The following is a 21,494-nucleotide window of genomic DNA, read 5'->3' on the forward strand; positions in this document are numbered from 1 at the left end:
AATGAGAAATATAACACTTTACAAGAGAACCGTGCAGCAATTGAAAAGAAAGAAAAATCCTTTAAACGTGCGGAACAAGCAAAGCGCTTATTACCATTTGAACAATGGTATGAAGAAGCGATGGAAAATGAGCAGAAAGCTGAAAGTTTGTTAAAACAGATAAGCGTCAAACAAGAACAGATAATGAATAGCTTTGAACTTGCTCAGGAGAAGTATGAAGTAGTAAAGAATAAAGAAGCTGAGCGAGAAGAGGCTAAAAAACTTGTTCAAAGATTAGAAGAGTTACAAGCGATTATTGAATCATTAGCTGAGAGAAAGCTGAATTTACAAAATACCGAAATCCAAATAGGGAAATTAAAAGAAAGTATGCAAAAGTTAGATCAACAACTAGAAGAGCATACAAACAAAAAACAGAGAATGTCTGATGAATTGCAGCAATTAGAACAAGCACTTGAGCAATATGTAGCTAAAGTAGAAGAACTAACGAATATGCGAGAAGATGCAAAAGTTTTAAAGCAAGCATATGATGTTTGGCAAGAAAAACAAAAATTCGAGCAAGAAAAAGAAGCGGCAAATAATAAAATGCAAGTGGCAGTTCGTGCATATGAAAACATGGAGCGCCGCTGGTTAAGTGAACAAGCTGGTATATTAGCTCTTCATTTACATGACGGTGAATCTTGTCCGGTATGTGGTAGTACGAATCATCCGCAAAAAGCTACAGAACAAAGTAATGCGATCGATGAAAAAGAGTTAAACGATTTAAGAGATAAGAAGAACATTGCTGAAAAATTACATGTGCAAGTAGAGGAGAAATGGAATTTCTATCGACTACAATATGAACAAGTGATAGAAGAAGTTGTGAAGCGCGGCTACAACTCGGAAAAATTAGCTGAAACATATAGTGCACTTGTTCAAAAAGGAAAACAATTAGCTGCAGACGTTAATACGTTAAAAGCAAGTGAAGAAACACGTAAGCAGATTGCTGCGAACATGAAAAGCGTAGAAGAAAAAATAGAAGAACTTCAGAAACAAAAACGAGAAGTGGAAACAATGCAGCACCGTACAGAAATGGAGTGTATGCAACTTCGTACGTCATATGAACATGATAAACGAAATATTCCAGAAAACTTACAAACAGTACAAGCTTGGAAAGCACAGTTTGACCAAGCTATGCAGGAACTTAGGTTAATGGAGGACGAATGGAAGAAAGTGCAGGAAGCGTATCAGCATTGGCAAAATGAAAATATACGTATTCAAGCAGAACAAAAAGGTGCTTCTAATCAATTTGAAAGTGCAAAATTAAAGAAAGAAGAGACTTTCGCACGCTTTATGAAAGAGCTAGAACAAAGCGGGTTTACAGACGAATTCACGTATAAAGAAGCCAAATTAAGCGATCACGAGATGGAAATGTTACAAAAAGAAATTCAAGGTTATTATTCATCGCTTGAAGTGCTTGCAAAACAAATTGAAGAGTTACAAGCTGAATTAAAAGATAAAGAGTATATGGATATTACAGCGTTAGGTGAACACATAACAGAATTACAAATTAATCTCGATATCATTAAAGAAAAACGTCAACGTGCGCAAAATGCGGTAACATATATTTCTGATTTACATGAAAACATTAGACGTATTGATGAGCAAATTCATGAGGAAGAAAAAGCTTTCCAAGAACTTGTTGACTTATATGAAGTAATGAAAGGTGATAACGAGAGCCGTATATCATTTGAACGTTACATCTTAATTGAGTATTTAGAACAAATTGTTCAAATTGCAAACGAACGATTACGTAAATTATCAAACGGACAATTTTATTTAAAACGAAGTGAACGAGTTGAAAAGAGAAATCGTCAAAGTGGATTAGGCTTAGATGTGTACGATGCATATACTGGCCAAACACGCGATGTAAAAACACTATCCGGCGGAGAGAAATTTAATGCATCACTTTGCCTAGCGCTAGGAATGGCAGATGTCATTCAAGCATATGAAGGTGGTATTTCCATCGAAACGATGTTCATCGATGAAGGGTTCGGTTCATTAGATGAAGAATCATTAACGAAAGCAGTAGACGCCTTAATTGACTTACAAAAATCAGGCCGATTTATCGGTGTCATTTCACACGTACAAGAGCTGAAAAACGCAATGCCAGCTGTATTAGAAGTAACGAAGCAGAAGGATGGGTGTAGTCAGACTAGGTTTGTGGTGAAGTAAGCTTAGAAAATGGAGTAGGGAATCTATCGATACTTTTAGTGTCATATGTATGAATCATAAAACGTCGTCTCTTCATATTAGAGGCGACGTTTTATTTTATAAAATATCTATGAATTATCTGTAGAAGGCGGCGTATTCTCCAAACGATTATAAGCTTTAAAAGCTGAAATTGCCGATATAACCCCGCCTACTAAAAATAAAGTCGATCCTCCAACTAAGATGATACGACTGACATATGTTTCCCGTGCTTCTTCGACTTCTTCTTGTAATGCTGTAGGCATATGAATCCCCCCTTTATAAAAGTTGTTTTATCTCGCTATTTGCCGTGCAGTAAGACCCACATCTAAAAATTCAGGGGAAGCAAAGAATTTAGGTGGGGCCCTGCTGCCCGTAAAAGCCCGATTGGTGAGGGCTGATAATCAGTGGGGGATGAACAAAAGCCCCACTGATTAAAGTTTCACTTTATAAATAGTATATACAAACGCCTAAAATGTGTTAAAATAACTGATGATTTTACGCAGTGAGTAATTAGATGAGTAGGATGCGAGTGGCTAAGTAAATCTTCATCACAAATTTATGTGAACTTCACATAGAGCACATATTAACATTGTATTATGTATATGTACCAAATAAATAAATAAATAAAGTGAATGTAAGTTCTGTTTTCAAAAATTTAAAATCCTTTTATTTCTATATGAAAGTTTTAATCAAGGGTTTTAAAAAATTTGGAAATAGATCTTATGAATATGGAATTCATATAAAAGGGGAATGTCTTATGACAACATATACGAGTGAAATGAGAAAAACTTTAGTTTCAGAAGAAGATGTAGATATTTTAAAAATTATGGCGCATCCAATCAGACTGCAAATTGTAAATGAATTAAGTACGAGAAAAACTTGTAATGTAACACAATTAACAGAGTTACTGAATATTCCGCAATCTACTGTTTCACAACATTTATCAAAAATGAAGGGTAAAGTGTTACGAGCAGAGAGAAGAGGTTTAGAAATTTATTATCATATTAACAATTTAAAAGCGAGTAAGATTGTTAATGTTTTAGGGTATATAAACTAGTGAAATATTTTTATATAAAATAGCCCCTGCTGTTGAGCAGGGGCTATTTTGTGTTGTTTTATGTATTTGTATTTAAAACTTTATAGTTTTTATGATTTACAATTGTTCGATCAAATTCAAAAGTACCACCGCTTACATTTGTAATTTCAACTAAGACCGATTCAGTATAAAGTTTTAATACAGATCCTGTAATCTTTAAATTATTTCGTTGAAAAAGTATAGTATCCCCTACGTTTGCTTTCATAGTACCTCCTCATTAAAGACAGAAATATTTTTTTATTATATATATTAAACCACGGATAGATATATTAGTGAATATTTAGTTTTATTTATTGGGAAAAAATTTGTTCTCTAATAGAAGAGTATAAAGTACTCTTATGTTAAAAGTTATATTTTATTTAAGTTTATCCCGCTATTTGCTGGGCAGTAAGACCCCCACCTCAAAATTCAGTGGAAGCAAAGAAGTTAGATGGGGGCCCTGCTGCCCATAAAAGCCCGATTGGTGAGGGTTGATTAAAGTTTCACTTTATTATAAGTAAATTGTTTTCAGCATTAGCGAAACAATATTTCTATGTAAATACTGCAGAGAAGCAAATTATTCAAAAAACAGACACTATGTAGCCCAAAACGTAAAGTAGATAAGTAAAGTTTTTTTCAGGAGTATAAGAAAAATATACGTTTATTAATAAGATCTCTAATTGGTAGAATTCCAATTAAAAACATAGAAAAACTTTAATATAAAAAGGTAATCAATTACAAATGGAGAAGTAATATATACGAAAGGAGAGATTTATATGAATAAAGGGAAAAAACAAGTTAGTCAACTTAGTTTTCTGGTGAATTTTATGAACGACAAGGGGAGTCTTGTGAAAATTTAATAGTATTATAGTATCCCCTTGTGAAAAAATGGTTGGGGGAATATATAAATGATAACAGAAATGAATATTAAAGTAGTTTGTGAAGAATCGTTTTCAAAAAGAGAAATAAAAATTTTAGAGACGTTTCTTTCAACTTTATCGGGGCATTCTAATGCTCTCGTTACAAAAGAGGGGATGTTTTTAAACCCATTAAGTAAAGAGAAGAGTGTGATTTATTATCACAACTTTGTATTTGTAAAATCACTTACAGAAGAAATGTGTGCAGAATTAAAAGAAGTTTTAACAAGACGTATTAAAAATGCTTTCATTATGATGGAATTTGTAGAGCCAATTGTTACATTTGAAGAAACAATTATAAACGTATAAAAAAAGTCAGGCTTATGAATTGAGCTAATAAAACCGTCTCTTTAATAAATAGTAAAGAGACGGTTTTATTGTTTCACTTTTTAAAAAAGAGTTCAAAAATAAATGTAAATCGAGCTTATACAAAAACTACTTATTAAATAACTGTTACGTATTTAATAAGTAGTTTTTGTATTTCATCCTTCGTTTTTTGTAACTGATTCTACGTTTTTGACGCTCTGCATTGTAAGTGCTTACATAAACGAAAACATCTTATACAATGAAGGTGTCAAATCAAAAGAGGTGACCAAAATGAACATAAAAAAAGTAAATTTAGCGAATAGCATTGAAATAGAAAGAGGAGGCGGAAAGGTATGAAAAAATCAACTGTTAATCCATGGTTTGTTGTCCTTGGCACAGTTATAGTACAAATGGGGCTTGGGACGATATATACATGGAGTTTATTCAATCAGCCTTTAGTTAGTAAATACGGTTGGAGTCTTAACGCTGTTGCGATAACTTTCTCAATTACTAGTCTTTCTTTAGCATTTTCAACTTTATTTGCGAGTAAATTGCAAGAAAAATGGGGACTTCGTAAACTTATTATGATAGCTGGATTAGCATTAGGACTAGGGTTAATACTTAGTTCACAAGCTTCTTCATTAATATTGCTTTATGTACTAGCAGGAGTTGTTGTAGGTTATGCAGATGGTACAGCATATATCACTTCACTATCAAATTTAATAAAGTGGTTTCCAGAGCGTAAAGGTTTAATTGCTGGTATTTCTGTCTCTGCATATGGTTCAGGTAGCTTAATCTTTAAATACGTTAACGCACAGTTGATTGAATCAGTTGGTGTATCGCAAGCATTTATATACTGGGGTTTAATTGTTACAGCTATGATTGTAATTGGTGCTTGTTTAATCCATCAAGCTGCAGATCAAGGAGCAGTTCATGAAACAAAAACTAAGGAATACACAACGAAAGAAATGTTAGGCACAAAACAAGTATACTTATTATTTATCATGTTATTTACATCATGTATGAGTGGCTTATACTTAATTGGTATGGTAAAAGACATTGGTGTTCAACTTGTAGGACTTAGCGCAGCAACAGCAGCTAATGCGGTGGCTATGGTTGCAATCTTCAATACATTAGGTCGTATCATTTTAGGACCGTTATCGGATAAAATTGGGCGTTTAAAAATCGTTACTGGTACTTTTGTTGTTATGGCGAGTTCAGTCTTAGTTCTAAGTTTTGTAGATTTAAATTATGGTATTTACTTCGTATGTGTAGCAAGTGTAGCGTTTTGCTTTGGTGGAAATATCACTATTTTCCCAGCTATTGTTGGTGATTTCTTCGGTATGAAAAACCATAGTAAGAACTACGGAATTGTGTATCAAGGATTTGGATTTGGGGCGCTTGCAGGTTCCTTTATCGGTGCACTTCTAGGTGGATTCAAACCAACGTTCATGGTGATCGGTGTATTATGTGTCGTGTCATTCATTATCGCAATTTTAATTCAAGCACCTAAACAGAAAAAAGAACAAGAAGAAGAGTATCGCAGCGTAGCATAAGTATACAAATCTTCTATAACACTATGATTACGAAAAAGCATCCTATTCTATTAATTAGGATGCTTTTTTATGAGTTATTTTAACAAGGTTAAATTACTTTTGTGATTTTTATAGATGTAAAAGTGAGTGGAATACCCATTTGGAATATAATAAATTGATACATCATATTCGAAATATATATTAAATCTTAAATGATAAAGAAGACATTCATTAGTATTTGTAAGATATATTTTCAGAAAAATATTGAGAAAATATATACTTGAGTTTTTCATAAAGCATTGTAAATGAACGTATCTCTAGTTTATCTTCTTCAATTTTAAAAAGAGGAGTTTGAATTTTATTTATAATATAAGTACATTTAATGCGTTTAGGTATGATTTTATTAAGAAGCATTAAAATACTTTATCTGAAAAATAAAAAAAGATTGACAAGTTTATTGAGAAACATTATCATTTCGGTGTAAGATAGTAAATGAAAAACATTATCAATAAAATGGATTTTAAAGTAATGCGCACTTGACCAATTAGTTTAGTAAGTGTATTATTTTTTACAACATGACTGATAATGAAAATCAATATCATTTATGTTACTTAATGAAATTAATGTTTATGTGAAAGGATAGAGAAAATGAACTTAGGGGAATTTGATGGGCAAACAGTTTTAGTAACAGGTGCAGCACAAGGCATAGGCAGTGTTGTTGCCAAAATGTTTTTAGAAAGAGGAGCCACAGTTATTGCGGTTGATCAAAATGAAGAGGGGTTAAATGTACTCTTAAATCAAAATGAATTAAATAAAACACGTATGAAAACGTTTCGTTTAGATGTGAGTAATAGCGCTGCTGTTGAAGACATGGTAAATCATATTGCAAATGAAATAGCGCCAATAGATATTTTAATAAATGTTGCAGGGGTTTTACGTATGGGACCAATTCATTCGTTAAGTGATGAAGATTGGAATAAAACATTCTCTGTAAATACTACAGGGGTTTTCAATATGTCCCGAGCGGTAAGTAAAAATATGATGTTAAGAAAATCAGGGGCAATTGTTACAGTCGGTTCAAATGCGGCAAATACGCCGAGAATGGAGATGGCTGCGTATGCTGCGTCAAAGGCTGCAACGACGATGTTTATGAAATGTTTAGGACTAGAGCTTGCGGCATACAATATACGCTGCAACTTAGTTTCTCCAGGTTCTACTGAAACTGAGATGCAAAGATTACTATGGGCTGATGAGAATGGAGCTAAAAATATAATTGTTGGTTCTCAAAATACATATAGACTCGGAATTCCATTACAAAAAATTGCACAACCTTCAGAAGTTGCTGAAGCCGTGTTATTTTTAGCCTCAGATAGAGCAAGTCATATTACAATGCACAATTTATGTGTCGATGGCGGTGCTACGTTAGGAGTTTAATCAAAATTCAGGAGGTTATTATATTATGAATGAACATATAGCTGTAAAGGAATTGTCAGAAAAACTTTTAGAAGATTATAAGACTGAATCTTCATTCTTTTTCGCTTCACCAACTCGAACGATATTAGCAGAAGGAGAGTTTACTACAGTAAAGCATCGTGAAATTGAAAATTTCCCAGAGCTTGTGCAAGCGACATTAAGTAATGCGAAACAAGCTGGAAATCCAAATCCTATCGTTGTGGGTGCTTTGCCATTCGATCGTAGAAAAGAAGTCCAACTTATCGTACCAGAATATAGTAGGATTTCTGAGCGTTTACAATTGGATACAACAAATCAGCTTGAAACAAATGAGAACGTAACATTTGAAATGACGCCAATGCCAGACCCTGAAGTTTATATGAATGGTGTGAAGCAAGGAATTAAAAAAATACAGGACGGTGATTTAAAGAAAATCGTTCTATCTAGATCGTTAGATGTTAAATCTTCGGAAAAGATTGATAAGCAAAAACTTCTGCGAGAATTAGCAGAGCATAATAAGCATGGTTATACATTTGCTGTGAATTTACCGAAAGATGAAAAAGAGAACAGTAAGACGCTAATTGGAGCAAGTCCTGAATTACTTGTTTCACGTAATGGTATGCAAGTTATTTCTAACCCGTTAGCTGGTTCAAGGCCACGTAGTGAGGATCCAGTAGAAGATAAAAGAAGAGCAGAGGAATTACTTTCTTCTCCAAAAGATTTACATGAACATGCGGTAGTAGTGGAAGCGGTTGCCGCTGCACTTCGTCCGTATTGTCATACATTACATGTTCCAGAAAAGCCATCAGTTATTCATAGTGAAGCGATGTGGCATTTGTCTACAGAAGTGAAAGGTGAACTGAAGGATCCAAATACTTCTTCTTTACAATTAGCAATTGCCCTTCATCCTACGCCAGCAGTTTGCGGAACTCCGATGGAAAAAGCAAGAGAGGCTATACAGCATATTGAGCCATTTGACCGCGAGTTCTTTACAGGAATGCTAGGATGGAGCGATTTAAATGGAGATGGAGAATGGATTGTTACAATTCGTTGTGCTGAAGTACAAGAAAATACACTGCGTTTATATGCAGGAGCTGGAGTTGTTGCTGAGTCAAAACCAGAAGATGAGTTAGCAGAAACATCAGCTAAGTTCCAAACAATGCTAAAAGCTTTAGGGTTAAGAGATAGTTCACTTAATGAAAAATAGGGGGAAGAAAGAATGCTAGTAGGTTATACAGAATGGCCAAAAGAATTTGCCGATCGTTACCGAGAAGAAGGATGTTGGCTTGGTGAAACATTTGGAGGAGTGTTAAGAGAGCGGGCTGAGAAATATGGAGATCAAATCGCGGTTGTAAGTGGTAAGAAGCATATAACATATAGTGAACTTAATAAAAAGGTAGATCGTTTAGCAGCAGGTTTACTGAGTTTAGGAATAAAGAAAGAGGACAGAGTTGTAATCCAGTTACCTAACATTATCGAGTTTTTCGAAATATGTTTTGCACTATTTCGAATTGGAGCGCTTCCTGTCTTTGCACTGCCGTCACATCGAAGCAGTGAAATTAGTTATTTTTGTGATTTTGGCGAGGCGAGCGCTTACGTTATTTCAGATAAGGCTCTCGGTTTTGATTATCGAAAACTAGCAAGAGAAGTGAAAGAGAAAGTGCCAAATTTACAACATGTAATTGTAGTGGGAGAAGAAGAAGAGTTTGTGAACATAAATGATCTGTATATGGATCCCGTCTCATTACCAGAAGTTCAGCCAAGTGATGTTGCGTTTCTCCAATTATCAGGAGGCACAACAGGTCTTTCTAAATTAATTCCTAGAACACATGATGACTATATTTATAGTTTACGTGTTAGCGCTAAAATTTGTAATTTGAATGCAGAAAGCGTCTATATGGCAGTTCTTCCAGTAGCACACAATTACCCAATGAGTTCTCCAGGGACATTTGGAACTTTCTATGCGGGTGGAAAAGTGGTATTGGCAACTGGTGGTAGTCCAGATGAGGCATTTGCTCTTATCGAAAAAGAAAAAGTTACAATTACAGCGCTCGTTCCGCCATTAGCAATGATTTGGCTTGATGCTGCATCTTCTCGTAATACCGATTTATCGAGCCTAGAGGTTATTCAAGTAGGTGGTGCTAAGTTTAGTGCTGAGGTAGCAAGACGTATACGCCCTACATTTGGATGTACGTTACAGCAAGTATTCGGTATGGCGGAAGGATTAGTGAACTATACAAGATTAGACGATCCGGAAGAAATTATTATTCATACACAAGGTAGACCAATGTCTGCACTCGATGAAGTACGAGTTGTTGATGAAAATGACAACGATGTACAACCGGGCGAAGTAGGTAGTTTATTAACACGAGGTCCATATACAATTCGTGGTTACTATAAAGCCGAAGAGCATAATGCACGATCATTTACAAAGGATGGATTTTATCGCACAGGTGATCTTGTAAAAGTAAATGAACAAGGATACATCATTGTAGAAGGAAGAGATAAAGATCAAATTAACCGTGGTGGTGAGAAAGTTGCTGCAGAAGAAGTTGAAAATCATCTATTAGCACACGATGCGGTCCATGACGTAGCAATTGTATCTATGCCTGACGATTATTTAGGTGAACGCACCTGTGCTTTTGTTATAGCTCGCGGACAAGTTCCGGCAGTAAGTGAATTAAAAATGTTTTTAAGAGAACGTGGTATAGCGGCTTATAAAATTCCAGATCGAATTGAATTTATTGAATCATTTCCGCAAACAGGAGTCGGAAAAGTCAGCAAAAAAGAACTACGTAAAGTCATTGCTGAAAAACTTATTACAGTAAAACAATAATAAAAACCGGAAGGAAGTGATTAGATGGCTATTCCATCTATTTCAGTATATAAAATGCCAATTGAATCAGAACTACCGAAAAATAAAGTGAATTGGACACCAGATCCGAAACGTGCAGTACTTTTAATTCATGACATGCAAGAATATTTTCTTGATGCATATAGCGATAAAGAATCACCAAAAGTAGAACTTGTTTCAAATATTAAAATGATAAGAGAAAAATGTAAGGAACTTGGTATACCAGTTGTTTATACAGCACAACCTGGTGGGCAAACGTTAGAACAACGAGGTTTATTACAAGACTTTTGGGGTGACGGTATACCTGCTGGACCAGATAAAAAGAAAATTGTTGATGAACTTACTCCTGATGAAGATGATATATTCCTAACAAAATGGAGATATAGTGCATTTAAAAAGACAAATCTATTAGAAATTTTAAATGAACAAGGAAGAGATCAACTCATTATTTGCGGTATTTATGCGCATATTGGCTGTCTTTTAACAGCTTGTGAAGCATTTATGGATGGTATAGAGCCGTTCTTTGTAGCAGATGCAGTTGCTGATTTTTCACTAGAGCATCATAAACAAGCATTGGAGTATGCATCTAATAGATGTGCAGTAACGATATCAACAAACCTACTGTTAAAAGATTTACAAAGTGTAAAAGGTGATGAGGGTGAAGGAATCACTATACAGGAAGTGCATGAACTAGTTGCACAACTACTTCGTGAGCCAGTAGAGAGTATTGATATTGATGAGGACTTATTAAATAGAGGGCTTGATTCGGTCAGAATTATGAGTTTAGTAGAGAAGTGGCGTCGTGAAGGGAAAGAAATCACTTTTGCAGATTTAGCAGAACGTCCAACTGTTACAGGTTGGTACAGTTTACTATCTTCACAAACAGCACAGGTGCTGTAACAAATAGACTACATAATAAAGGGGTAGTAAAGAATGCCTAACAGTCAAAAGATTCGTCATTCGTTATCATCTGCGCAGTCTGGTATGTGGTTTGCGCAACAATTAGATCCGCTTAATCCAATTTATAATACTGGGGAATATGTAGAAATAAACGGAAATATTCATCAAGACATTTTTGAATTAGCTGTACGTAAAGTTGTAATGGAAACAGAAGCACTTCATGTTCGCTTCGAAGAGGATGAAATTGGCCCATGGCAAGTTATTGAAGAATCACAGTTTCATATGCATTTTATTGACGTTCGTAAAGAAGAAAATCCTGAAGAAGCTGCTAAAGTATGGATGAAAAATGATTTATCTATGCCAGTCGATTTGAAAAAAGATACTTTATTTACTGAGGCACTTATTCAAGTTGAAAATAATCGTTTCTTTTGGTATCAGCGCATCCATCACATTGTGATGGATGGCTATGGATTTTCACTTCTTAGCCAAAAAGTAGCGAATGAGTATACATCACTTATAGAAGAAACAAACAAGAATGAAAAACCATTTGGTTCTCTTGCAAAAGTCGTGCAAGAAGATATTGAGTATCGTGAGTCTAAACAATTTCAGGAAGATCGTACTTTTTGGTTAGAAAAGTTTGCAGATGCCCCAGAAGTTGTAAGTTTGGCAGAACGAGCACCGAGAACATCAAATGGATTTTCACGAGAAACAGCTTATTTATCTAGTTCTAGCACGAAAACTTTACTAGAAGATATCAATATTTCGTTAACAAGTTGGCCGGAATTCATTGTGGCTGTAACAAGTATTTATATGCATAAATTAACAGGTGAAAATGATATTGTTTTAGGTCTACCGATGATGGGACGTCTAGGTTCTGTATCTATTCATACACCAAGTATGGTAATGAATTTAGTTCCACTTCGTATTACAGTAACTCCAAATATAACTCTTGCGGAATTATTGCAGCAAGTTTCTAAAGAAATCCGAGATGTCCGTCGCCATTATAAATACCGTCATGAGGAATTAAGAAGAGATTTAAAGTTACTAGGTGAAAATCAAAGGTTGTTTGGACCGTTAGTGAATGTTATGCCTTTTGATTACGGGCTTAATTTTGCTGGAAATCGTGGTATTACGCATAACTTATCAGCAGGACCTGTCGATGATTTATCGATAAATGTATATAAACGTTTTGATCAAAATGAGATAATGATTCATTTTGATGCAAATCCTGAAGTATATAATAACGCGGAGCTAGCATTGCATAAAGAAAGATTTATGAATCTATTTGAATTAGTAATAAATAATTATGAGAAAAACGAGTCGATTGGAAAAATAAACATTACTCTGCCTGAAGAAAATCATAAAGTTTTATTGGAATGGAATGAAACGAAGGAAGACGATGAATTAATCAGTCTGCCTATATCATTTGAAAAACAAGTGAAAAAAAATCCCAATAAACTAGCGATTACTTGTGACGGTGTAATCCTTACGTATAAAGAGCTAAATGAACGAGCGAATGAACTAGCACATTATTTAGTAGAAGAAGGAATACGACCAAATCAGTTTGTAGCTTTAGTATTCCCTAGATCAATAGAAATGGTAGTTAGTATGCTAGCAGTCTTAAAGGCTGGTGCAGCGTATTTACCAATAGATCCAGAATACCCAGCAGATAGAGTTACTTATATAGTAAATGATGCAAAACCAGTTTGTATCATAACACATTCATCTGTTTCATCTAAGTTAGTTATAGAAAAGGATATGAAAAAAATTGTATTAGATGACGAAGAAACGAAACTAGCGTTACATACATATTCTCGTATGAATATAGCATGTAAGAATGATGTATCACTGTTAAACCCAGCCTATACAATATATACTTCAGGCTCAACAGGAAACCCAAAAGGTGTAATTGTTCCTATGAGAGGTTTAAGTAACTTTTTAATGGCTATGCAACAAAAGTTTTCATTAAATGAAAATGATCATTTATTAGCAGTTACAACGTTTGCATTTGATATTTCTGCACTAGAAATTTATTTACCTCTTATTAGTGGTGCAAGTTTAACAATTGCGCAAAAAGAAGACATACAAGAGCCTTCTGCATTAACGACACTTTTACATGAAGAAAGAGTGACCATTATGCAGGCTACACCGACGCTTTGGCAGGCGTTAGTAACTGATTATCCAGAGAAGCTACAAGGGCTAAGCATACTTGTTGGTGGTGAAGCTCTTCCAGCGCATTTAGCAAATAAATTACGAGAATTAGGTTGCTCAATAACTAATTTATATGGACCAACTGAAACGACGATTTGGTCTACTTTCATGAACATTGATGAAGGTGAAAAGGGCATACCTCCTATTGGAAAACCAATTTGCAATACAGAAGTGTATGTATTGGATGCAGGGTTACAACCAGTGCCACCTGGAGTTATTGGGGAATTATATATTGCAGGGGAAGGACTTGCAAGCGGATATTTAGGAAAACCTGAGTTAACAGCTGAACGGTTTGTTGCAAATCCTTATGGAGAATCAGGGAAGCGCATGTACCGTACAGGAGATCTTGTGAAATGGCATAGTGATGGTGCGTTAGAGTACATTAGTCGCGCAGATCATCAAATTAAAATTCGTGGATTCCGAATTGAATTAGCTGAAATTGAAACGGTATTACAACGACATGAAAATATTCAACAAGCGGTAGTAATGGTACGAGAAGATCGTGCAAATGATAAACGCATCATTGCGTATATCGTTGCAGAAGAAAAGGAACCGATTAATCTTTCAGAAATTCGTTCTTATGTTTCAGAAAGTTTAGCGAATTATATGATACCATCGACATTTGTTGTGCTAGAAGTATTACCATTAACGCCAAATGGTAAGGTTGACAGAAAGAAATTACCTGCTCCTGATTTTAATGGAATGAACAATGAGAGAGTTGCTAGAAATCCGAAAGAAGAAATATTATGTGATTTATTTGCAGAAGTACTTGGTGTTTCTCGAATTAGCATTGATGATAATTTCTTTGAAATGGGTGGACATTCACTTCTCGCATCTCGTTTAATGGCAAGAATTCGTGAAACGTTAAGTGTGGAATTAGGAATTGGGAAACTATTTGAATCACCAACTGTTGCCGAACTGGCGAAACAATTAAACCATGCAAAAAGCGCAAGACCAGCTATTCAGAAAGCAAGTAGGCCAAATGAAGTTCCACTTTCATTTGCACAGCGCAGGTTATGGTTCTTAAATTGTTTAGAAGGTCCAAGTCCTACTTATAATATTCCGCTAGTCATTCGTATGAATGGAATATTGAATCGGGAAGCATTACAAGGTGCTTTTTATGATGTAGTTGAGAAACATGAAACACTTAGAACAATTTTCCCTAACGTATTAGGTAGTTCCTATCAGAAAATTTTAGATATGGAAAACTTAAATTTAGAAATGGTTATAACTAATACATGTAAAGATGAATTAGAAAGTGTACTTTCAGAGGCGGTAAGATATAGCTTTAACCTCGATTTTGAGCCGGCAGTTCGTTTGCAACTTTTTACAATGAGTGAAAACGAACATGTATTATTAATTCTATTACATCATATTGTAGGTGATGGCTGGTCATTACAGCCGTTAACGAGAGATTTTACAGCGGCGTATAAAGCGCGATGTCAAGGTGACAGAGTTCAGCTGGAGACACTACCAGTTCAATACGCAGATTATGCACTTTGGCAACAGCAATTGCTAGGTGATGAAACGACACAAGAGAGTCTTATTTCAACACAATTAGATTTTTGGAAAGAAGAACTTAAAGGTTTACCAGACCAAATGGAGTTACCTACAGATTTCCAGCGTCCAATTGAGACGAGTTACCGCGGGGAAACAATTCATTTTCATATAGATGAAGGTATGCATAGTAGGTTAGTAGAGCTTGCACGTAAAAATGGAGTTAGTTTGTTTATGGTATTGCAAGCAGGGCTTAGTGCACTATTTACAAGATTAGGTGCAGGCACTGATATACCAATTGGAAGTCCGATTGCTGGAAGAAATGATGATGTACTTTCAGATATTGTTGGTTTATTTGTAAATACATTAGTGTTACGTACAAATACTTCAGGAGATCCAAGTTTTAAAGAATTATTAAATAGAGTGAAGCAGGTAAATCTTGCAGCTTATGAAAATCAAGATGTTCCATTTGAAAGGCTTGTTGAAGTATTAAATCCAGTACGTACTCGAAACAGCCATCCGTTGTTTCAAGTTATGTTAGCTTTTCAAAATACACCAGAAGCAACGTTTCATGTACCAGATTTAGAAGCGAGCCTTGAAATTCAAAGCGTTGGTTCTGCAAAATTTGATTTAACATTTGAAATTAGTGAGAGTAACGGGGTTGATGGTACTCCGAACGGTTTACATGGATTACTAGAGTTTAGTACCGATTTATATAAACGTGAAACGGTTCAAAAACTAATAGAACGATTCATTTTGTTATTAGATGATGCAACTACAAATCCAGATCAATCCATTGGCAGATTAGAAATATTAACTTTAGCAGAGAAAAATACAGTGTTAGAAAAGTGGAATGGTGGTTTTCAAATTGCACCAGAAATGACATTGCCACAATTGTTTGAAAAGCAGGCTCATATAAATCCAAATTCTATTGCTGTTGTCTTTGAAGATAAGAAATTAACTTATGAAGAGTTAAATAGAAAAGCAAATAAAATAGCTCGATTCCTAATAGCAAAAGGGATTGGTCCTGATCAACTCGTTGCTTTAGCGATGCCAAGATCATTAAACATGGTTGTAAGCTTATTAGCTGTTCTTAAAGCTGGTGCTGGATACCTTCCGTTAGATCCAGATTACCCAGCAGACCGTATTTCATTTATGCTACACGATGCGAAACCATCATGTGTTTTAACGAATTCAGAAGTGGAAATTGAATGTAATGAGGCACTAAAAGTTTTAGTTGATGATGTGAAAGTAATAGCAGAGGTTGAGAAATATAGTGAAGACAATATTGATGAAGTGGAACGAATTAAGCCATTATCTGCATCACATATTGCTTACGTTATTTATACGTCAGGGTCAACGGGCAGACCGAAAGGCGTTATGATACCTCATCAAAATGTAGTGAGACTTTTAGGAGCAACTGATCATTGGTTCCAGTTTGACGGAAACGATGTTTGGACGATGTTCCATTCATATGCTTTTGATTTCTCAGTTTGGGAAATTTGGGGACCTTTATTATACGGAGGGCGTTTAGTTGTAGTTCCACATACTGTAAGTCGCTCGCCGAAAGAATTTTTACAGCTTCTTGTTAAAGAAAAGGTTACGGTTTTAAACCAAACTCCATCAGCGTTCTACCAATTGATGCAAGCAGATCGTGAAAATGAAGAGATTGGCCAAAAATTATCTTTACGATATGTTGTTTTTGGAGGAGAAGCACTTGAGCTAAGTCGCTTAGAAGATTGGTATAGTCGACATCCTCATAACGCACCAAAGCTTATTAATATGTATGGTATTACAGAGACGACAGTACATGTTAGTTATATTGAATTAGATGAAACTATCGTCTCTTTACGGGCAAATAGTTTAATTGGGTGCAGTATACCTGACCTTAAAGTGTATGTGTTAGACAACTATTTACAACCAGTCCCACCTGGAGTAGTTGGAGAAATGTATGTTGCAGGTGCAGGACTTGCGCGTGGATATTTAGGAAGAGCAGGATTAACGGCTGAACGCTTTATCGCAGATCCATTTGGCAAGCCAGGTACAAGAATGTATCGTACAGGAGACTTAGCTCGCTGGCGTAATGATGGGACGCTAGATTATATAGGACGTGCAGATCATCAAATCAAAATTCGTGGATTCCGAATTGAATTAGGAGAAATAGAAGCAGTCATAATGAAGCACCCTAAAGCTGAGCAAGTAGCCGTTATTGTACGTGAAGATCAACCAGGGGATAAACGGTTAGTTTCTTATATCGTTGCATCAAATAATGAAGCAATTGATACGAATGAAATGCGTCAGTTTGCTAGTGGTAGTTTACCAGATTATATGGTTCCATACGCTTTTGTAGTAGTAAATGAGTTACCTTTAACTCCAAACGGTAAATTAGATAGAAAGGCATTGCCAGCTCCAGCATTTATCGCATCATCTTCTAGTCGTGGTCCAAGAACACCGCAAGAAGAAATGTTATGTGACTTGTTTACAGAAGTGCTAAGTGTACCTCAAATTGGAATTGATGACGGATTCTTTGATCTTGGTGGTCATTCACTCCTTGCAGTGCAGCTTATGAGCCGCATGAAAGAGGCGCTTGGAGTGGAACTAAACATTGGTACTTTATTTGCAGCACCGACTGTTGCAGGGTTAGCTGAAAGACTTGAGATGGGGAATGGTCAAAGTGCACTTGATGTGTTGCTTCCATTACGAGCAAGCGGGGATCAATTACCACTATTTTGTGTACATCCAGCAGGTGGATTAAGTTGGTGCTATGCAGGACTTATGAAATCTTTAGGAACAGATTATCCAATTTATGGTGTGCAAGCACGTGGTATTGCTAAAAATGAAGAACTTCCAAAAAGTTTAGAGGAGATGGCGGCGGATTACTTGAAACACGTTCGTGAAGTACAGCCTCATGGACCATATCGTTTATTAGGTTGGTCGCTTGGAGGAAATGTTGTGCATGCAATGGCGGCGCAATTACAAAATGAAGGGGAAGAAGTAGAATTACTTGTTATGCTTGACTCTTATCCTGGACACTTCTTACCGAATACGGAAGCGCCTACTGAAGAGGAAGCGTTAATCGCATTACTTGCTTTAGGCGGATATGACCCAGATAACATGGATGGTAAACCACTTACAATGGAAAGTGCAGTTGAAATCCTTCGTAAAGATGGAAGTGCATTAGCAAGTCTTGAAGAAGAGACTATATTGAACTTGAAAGAAACATATGTAAATTCAGTAGGGTTGTTAGGGAAATATGTACCGAAAGTTTATAACGGAGATATCCTGTTCTTTAGATCTACTGTTATACCAGACTGGTTTGATCCTATTTCTCCAAATACGTGGCTAAATTATTTAGACGGGCAAATTGTGCAGCACGATATTGATTGTAGACATAAAGATCTATGTCAGCCAGGTCCGCTTACGGAAATTGGACAAGTATTAGCGAAATATTTGCAGAATAAGAAAGGGGTAAGTAGAGTATGACGAATCCATTTGAAAATGATAATTACACATATAAAGTATTAATAAATGAGGAGGGCCAGTATTCTCTCTGGCCTGCTTTTCTCGATGTACCTATTGGCTGGAATATCGTATATGAAGAAGCTAGTAGGCAGAGCTGCTTAGAATATGTTGAATATAACTGGAAAGATTTGAATCCAAAAAGTAATCAAGTTCGCGAAAAAACATTAGCAGGAAAACGATAATGAAAGAAAAACTAAATCCAAAAGTAGTTGTAAGTATCGTTTATATAACTGCGATGTTTATGGCTGCGATGGACGCAACGATTGTAAATGTAGCACTGCAATCGATAAGTAGAGAACTACAAGTACCTGCATCTGCAATGGGGACGGTTAATGTTGGGTATTTAGTTAGTTTAGCTGTTTTCCTTCCGATTTCTGGTTGGTTAGGAGATCGATTTGGTACGAAAAGAGTATTTTTAATTGCTCTTTTCGTATTTACAATTGCCTCTGCTTTATGCGGAATGGCTAACGATATTACTTCATTGAATATTTTCCGTATTATTCAAGGTGCTGGTGGAGGGCTTTTAACACCAGTTGGAATGGCAATGTTATTTCGAACATTTTCACCAGAGGAAAGACCGAAGATTTCTCGGTTCATTATACTTCCAATTGCTGTAGCACCAGCAATTGGTCCTATCATCGGTGGTTTCTTTGTAGATCAAATGTCTTGGCGTTGGGCATTTTATATTAATCTACCGTTTGGAATCGTTGCATTGCTATTTGGACTTCTATTTTTAGCAGAGCATGTTGAAAAATCAGCTGGTCGCTTTGATTCGCTCGGCTTTATTTTATCAGCACCAGGATTTGCGATGCTCATATATGCGCTCAGCCAGGGACCATCAAAAGGGTGGATTTCTCCAGAAATTATGAGTACTGGGATAGCTGGGGGTGTATTCATTACATTGTTTATAATCGTAGAACTGAAAGTAAAGCAACCGATGTTAGATTTACGTTTATTAAAAGAACCAGTGTTTAGAAAGATGAGTCTTATATCATTATTTTCATCAGCTGGTTTACTAGGAATGTTATTTGTTTTTCCACTTATGTATCAAAATGTGATAGGAGTTTCCGCGCTGGAATCAGGACTTACGACATTTCCAGAGGCGATTGGATTAATGATTTCTTCACAAATTGTGCCATGGTCATATAAAAAATTAGGAGCGCGAAAGGTAATTTCTATTGGATTAATTTGTACCGTGGTTATCTTTGTTTTATTAAGTTTTGTAAATCACGATACGAATCCGTGGCAAATCCGCGCATTATTGTTTGGTATCGGTATTTTCTTAGGTCAATCTGTCGGTGCGGTTCAATTTTCTGCCTTTAACAATATCACGCCGCCTTCTATGGGGAGAGCTACTACTATATTCAATGTGCAAAATCGATTAGGTTCAGCAATAGGAGTAGCTGTTTTAGCTAGTATACTAGCTGGTTTTGGAAGTAATAACGCTCAATCCGATTTTTTACCATATCAAGCAGCATTAATTGGATCAGCAATATTTTTGCTCATTGCACTACTATTTTCTTTACGTATTTCCGATAAAGAGGTAATGTCAAAGAAGAAAGAAAAAACATTATCTGTATCAGAAAAAGAGAAAGTACTTGTCAATGAATAACAATATACGCATGCTTTCTTATGAAAATTGATATTCGTTGAATAAAGGAGAGTTTACATGATAGAAAGTAAAGTTGTAGATTCTATTCCAACTTTGAATGAGAATGATTGTCAAATATGGTGGGCAAGAATTTCGGATTTACAATCATGGCATTACAATTTACTAAATGATATAGAGCGAGAGAAAGCAAATTCGTATCATCATTCGGCAGATCGAGCTCGTTTTATAATAGGTTGCGTAATAAGTAGATTAGTTCTCGGTAAGATACTTTCTATGTCACCAGTCCAAGTACCAATTGATCGAATGTGCTCAGTATGTAAAGTGCAGCATGGAAGACCACAATTACCAGAAGGTATGCCGCAATTATCCGTTTCGCATTCAGGTGAGTGGGTTGTCGTTGCTTTTACAAAATCTGCACCTGTTGGCATAGATGTAGAACAAATGAATCCAAATGTAGATGTTATGAAAATGGCAGAAGGTGTATTAACAGACATTGAAATAGCGCAAGTTATGAAACTGCCAAATGAACAGAAAATAGAAGGATTTTTAACATATTGGACTCGAAAAGAAGCGGTGCTGAAAGCGACAGGTGAAGGACTAATGATTCCGCCAGTACATATTACAGTATCAGCTCCAAACGATCCTCCAAACTTGTTGGTTTTTAAGGATAGACAAGAGTTATTAAATAATACAATGATGGAAGATGTAAAGCCTAGTTTAGATTATAGGGCCTCTGTTGCAATATTCAGTAAGGAAGTAACTGAAATTACGCAATTAGATGCGGCAGCACTTTTAAATCTTAAATAAAAAAATTATAGAAGAGGTGTTCCTCATGTTAGTAGCGGAAAATAGAAAGAATGAATTCACTTATAACGTACAAGCAATTAAAAATATTTTATTTTCTGGAGATACATCATCCATTCATGCTTTAGAAAAGCTTTTAAATGATACAGTTCAGTTTGATGTTCTTGAACAAGAGGCACTTGGTAGACAGTACATTCCGAAAGAAGCAAAGAATTTCTTTGATAAAGATGGAACATTTCTTTACCGTGTATCTAATGTTAGTTATAAAGGCAAGGTGTTATCTGAAAATCTAATTTTTGCAGACACTTCGTTTTTACCGGACGCAATAAAGAGTGAATTAGAGAGTGGAAATATTCCTGTTGAAAAGCTTATAGAAAAGATGGAAGTAAGAAGAAATGTATTATATGAAGGATATCAGCCATCTGGAAATATTATTGAATTGTTTGATGGATGTTCTGTTACAGCGAATGTGTATCCAACTAGAAAGTATCAAATTGTAAGTAAATGCAAATGTGTATTTTATATTTGTGAAGTGTATCATGCAGAGAATATAAAGCAATTGCTTAAATAAAAACAAGAA

15 protein-coding genes are annotated in these 21,494 nt (G+C 35.6%); 13 read left to right on the top strand and 2 right to left on the bottom strand.

Features of this window, described 5'->3' with window-relative positions; translation table 11 throughout:
* A partial coding sequence (locus tag MR107_RS21400; RefSeq protein WP_242292685.1) for an SbcC/MukB-like Walker B domain-containing protein occupies positions 1 to 2,211 on the top strand: 2,211 nt, incomplete at its 5' end.
* A 107-nt stretch (positions 2,212 to 2,318) separates the two neighbouring features.
* Here MR107_RS21400 and MR107_RS21405 read toward each other — a convergent pair.
* Complete coding sequence (locus MR107_RS21405; protein WP_001141668.1) at positions 2,319 to 2,492, bottom strand: hypothetical protein; 174 nt, start codon at positions 2,490 to 2,492, stop codon at positions 2,319 to 2,321.
* A gap of 494 nt (positions 2,493 to 2,986) precedes the next feature.
* On the opposite strand from MR107_RS21405, the gene MR107_RS21410 reads away from it, so the two are divergent.
* Positions 2,987 to 3,286: an ArsR/SmtB family transcription factor gene (locus MR107_RS21410; RefSeq protein WP_000214801.1), complete on the top strand. Its 300-nt coding sequence runs from the start codon at positions 2,987 to 2,989 to the stop codon at positions 3,284 to 3,286.
* Between the two features lie 58 nt (positions 3,287 to 3,344).
* Here MR107_RS21410 and MR107_RS21415 read toward each other — a convergent pair whose 3' ends face one another.
* Complete coding sequence (locus MR107_RS21415; protein WP_000646793.1) at positions 3,345 to 3,530, bottom strand: YkvS family protein; 186 nt, start codon at positions 3,528 to 3,530, stop codon at positions 3,345 to 3,347.
* Between the two features lie 682 nt (positions 3,531 to 4,212).
* Here MR107_RS21415 and MR107_RS21420 point away from each other — a divergent pair.
* From MR107_RS21420 to MR107_RS21470, 11 genes are all read left to right on the top strand, one after another.
* Positions 4,213 to 4,530 carry a hypothetical protein gene (locus MR107_RS21420; protein ID WP_000627302.1) on the top strand — a complete coding sequence of 106 codons (318 nt, stop codon included), beginning with the start codon at positions 4,213 to 4,215 and terminating at the stop codon, positions 4,528 to 4,530.
* Between the two features lie 350 nt (positions 4,531 to 4,880).
* Complete coding sequence (locus MR107_RS21425; RefSeq protein ID WP_000750111.1) at positions 4,881 to 6,083, top strand: L-lactate MFS transporter; 1,203 nt, start codon at positions 4,881 to 4,883, stop codon at positions 6,081 to 6,083.
* 627 nt (positions 6,084 to 6,710) lie between these two features.
* Complete coding sequence (gene dhbA, locus MR107_RS21430; protein WP_086404637.1) at positions 6,711 to 7,496, top strand: 2,3-dihydro-2,3-dihydroxybenzoate dehydrogenase; 786 nt, start codon at positions 6,711 to 6,713, stop codon at positions 7,494 to 7,496.
* A 25-nt stretch (positions 7,497 to 7,521) separates the two neighbouring features.
* The gene (gene dhbC, locus MR107_RS21435) at positions 7,522 to 8,721 is read left to right on the top strand and encodes an isochorismate synthase DhbC (RefSeq protein ID WP_001002068.1); all 1,200 of its coding nucleotides are present in this window, start codon (positions 7,522 to 7,524) and stop codon (positions 8,719 to 8,721) included.
* A 12-nt stretch (positions 8,722 to 8,733) separates the two neighbouring features.
* Positions 8,734 to 10,350 (top strand): (2,3-dihydroxybenzoyl)adenylate synthase, encoded by a 1,617-nt coding sequence (locus MR107_RS21440; protein WP_086404638.1) that lies wholly within the window; start codon positions 8,734 to 8,736, stop codon positions 10,348 to 10,350.
* Between the two features lie 24 nt (positions 10,351 to 10,374).
* Positions 10,375 to 11,268 (top strand): isochorismatase family protein, encoded by an 894-nt coding sequence (locus MR107_RS21445; protein ID WP_086404639.1) that lies wholly within the window; start codon positions 10,375 to 10,377, stop codon positions 11,266 to 11,268.
* 33 nt (positions 11,269 to 11,301) lie between these two features.
* Positions 11,302 to 18,459, top strand: coding sequence for an amino acid adenylation domain-containing protein (locus MR107_RS21450; RefSeq protein WP_242292686.1), 7,158 nt, complete (start codon positions 11,302 to 11,304; stop codon positions 18,457 to 18,459).
* Entirely contained in the window at positions 18,456 to 18,680 is a 225-nt protein-coding gene (locus MR107_RS21455) for an MbtH family protein (RefSeq protein ID WP_000184055.1), read from the top strand. Before MR107_RS21450 ends, MR107_RS21455 begins: the two co-directional genes overlap by 4 nt.
* On the top strand, positions 18,680 to 20,110 hold the full coding sequence (locus MR107_RS21460) for an MDR family MFS transporter (RefSeq protein ID WP_061457162.1): 1,431 nt from the start codon (positions 18,680 to 18,682) through the stop codon (positions 20,108 to 20,110). The genes MR107_RS21455 and MR107_RS21460 overlap by 1 nt, the downstream gene beginning before the upstream one ends.
* Before the next feature lie 57 nt (positions 20,111 to 20,167).
* Positions 20,168 to 20,917, top strand: coding sequence for a 4'-phosphopantetheinyl transferase Sfp (gene sfp, locus MR107_RS21465; protein WP_000573004.1), 750 nt, complete (start codon positions 20,168 to 20,170; stop codon positions 20,915 to 20,917).
* Between the two features lie 25 nt (positions 20,918 to 20,942).
* A complete protein-coding gene (locus MR107_RS21470; RefSeq protein WP_000959125.1) occupies positions 20,943 to 21,485 on the top strand; it encodes a hypothetical protein in 543 nt (180 codons plus the stop codon).
* The last annotated feature ends 9 nt before the right edge of the window (positions 21,486 to 21,494 follow it).

The organism is Bacillus cereus group sp. BfR-BA-01441, from assembly GCF_022663075.1.
GTDB classification, from domain to species: Bacteria; Bacillota; Bacilli; order Bacillales; family Bacillaceae_G; genus Bacillus_A; species Bacillus_A cereus.

What these genes read in the sequence shown, in the direction of transcription:
- MR107_RS21405 (WP_001141668.1), bottom strand. Translation starts at nt 2,492, where the DNA reads ATGCCTACAGCATTACAAGAAGAAGTCGAAGAAGCACGGGAAACATAT.
- MR107_RS21410 (WP_000214801.1), top strand. Translation starts at nt 2,987, where the DNA reads ATGACAACATATACGAGTGAAATGAGAAAAACTTTAGTTTCAGAAGAA.
- MR107_RS21415 (WP_000646793.1), bottom strand. Translation starts at nt 3,530, where the DNA reads ATGAAAGCAAACGTAGGGGATACTATACTTTTTCAACGAAATAATTTA.
- MR107_RS21420 (WP_000627302.1), top strand. Translation starts at nt 4,213, where the DNA reads ATGATAACAGAAATGAATATTAAAGTAGTTTGTGAAGAATCGTTTTCA.
- MR107_RS21425 (WP_000750111.1), top strand. Translation starts at nt 4,881, where the DNA reads ATGAAAAAATCAACTGTTAATCCATGGTTTGTTGTCCTTGGCACAGTT.
- dhbA (WP_086404637.1), top strand. Translation starts at nt 6,711, where the DNA reads ATGAACTTAGGGGAATTTGATGGGCAAACAGTTTTAGTAACAGGTGCA.
- dhbC (WP_001002068.1), top strand. Translation starts at nt 7,522, where the DNA reads ATGAATGAACATATAGCTGTAAAGGAATTGTCAGAAAAACTTTTAGAA.
- MR107_RS21440 (WP_086404638.1), top strand. Translation starts at nt 8,734, where the DNA reads ATGCTAGTAGGTTATACAGAATGGCCAAAAGAATTTGCCGATCGTTAC.
- MR107_RS21445 (WP_086404639.1), top strand. Translation starts at nt 10,375, where the DNA reads ATGGCTATTCCATCTATTTCAGTATATAAAATGCCAATTGAATCAGAA.
- MR107_RS21450 (WP_242292686.1), top strand. Translation starts at nt 11,302, where the DNA reads ATGCCTAACAGTCAAAAGATTCGTCATTCGTTATCATCTGCGCAGTCT.
- MR107_RS21455 (WP_000184055.1), top strand. Translation starts at nt 18,456, where the DNA reads ATGACGAATCCATTTGAAAATGATAATTACACATATAAAGTATTAATA.
- MR107_RS21460 (WP_061457162.1), top strand. Translation starts at nt 18,680, where the DNA reads ATGAAAGAAAAACTAAATCCAAAAGTAGTTGTAAGTATCGTTTATATA.
- sfp (WP_000573004.1), top strand. Translation starts at nt 20,168, where the DNA reads ATGATAGAAAGTAAAGTTGTAGATTCTATTCCAACTTTGAATGAGAAT.
- MR107_RS21470 (WP_000959125.1), top strand. Translation starts at nt 20,943, where the DNA reads ATGTTAGTAGCGGAAAATAGAAAGAATGAATTCACTTATAACGTACAA.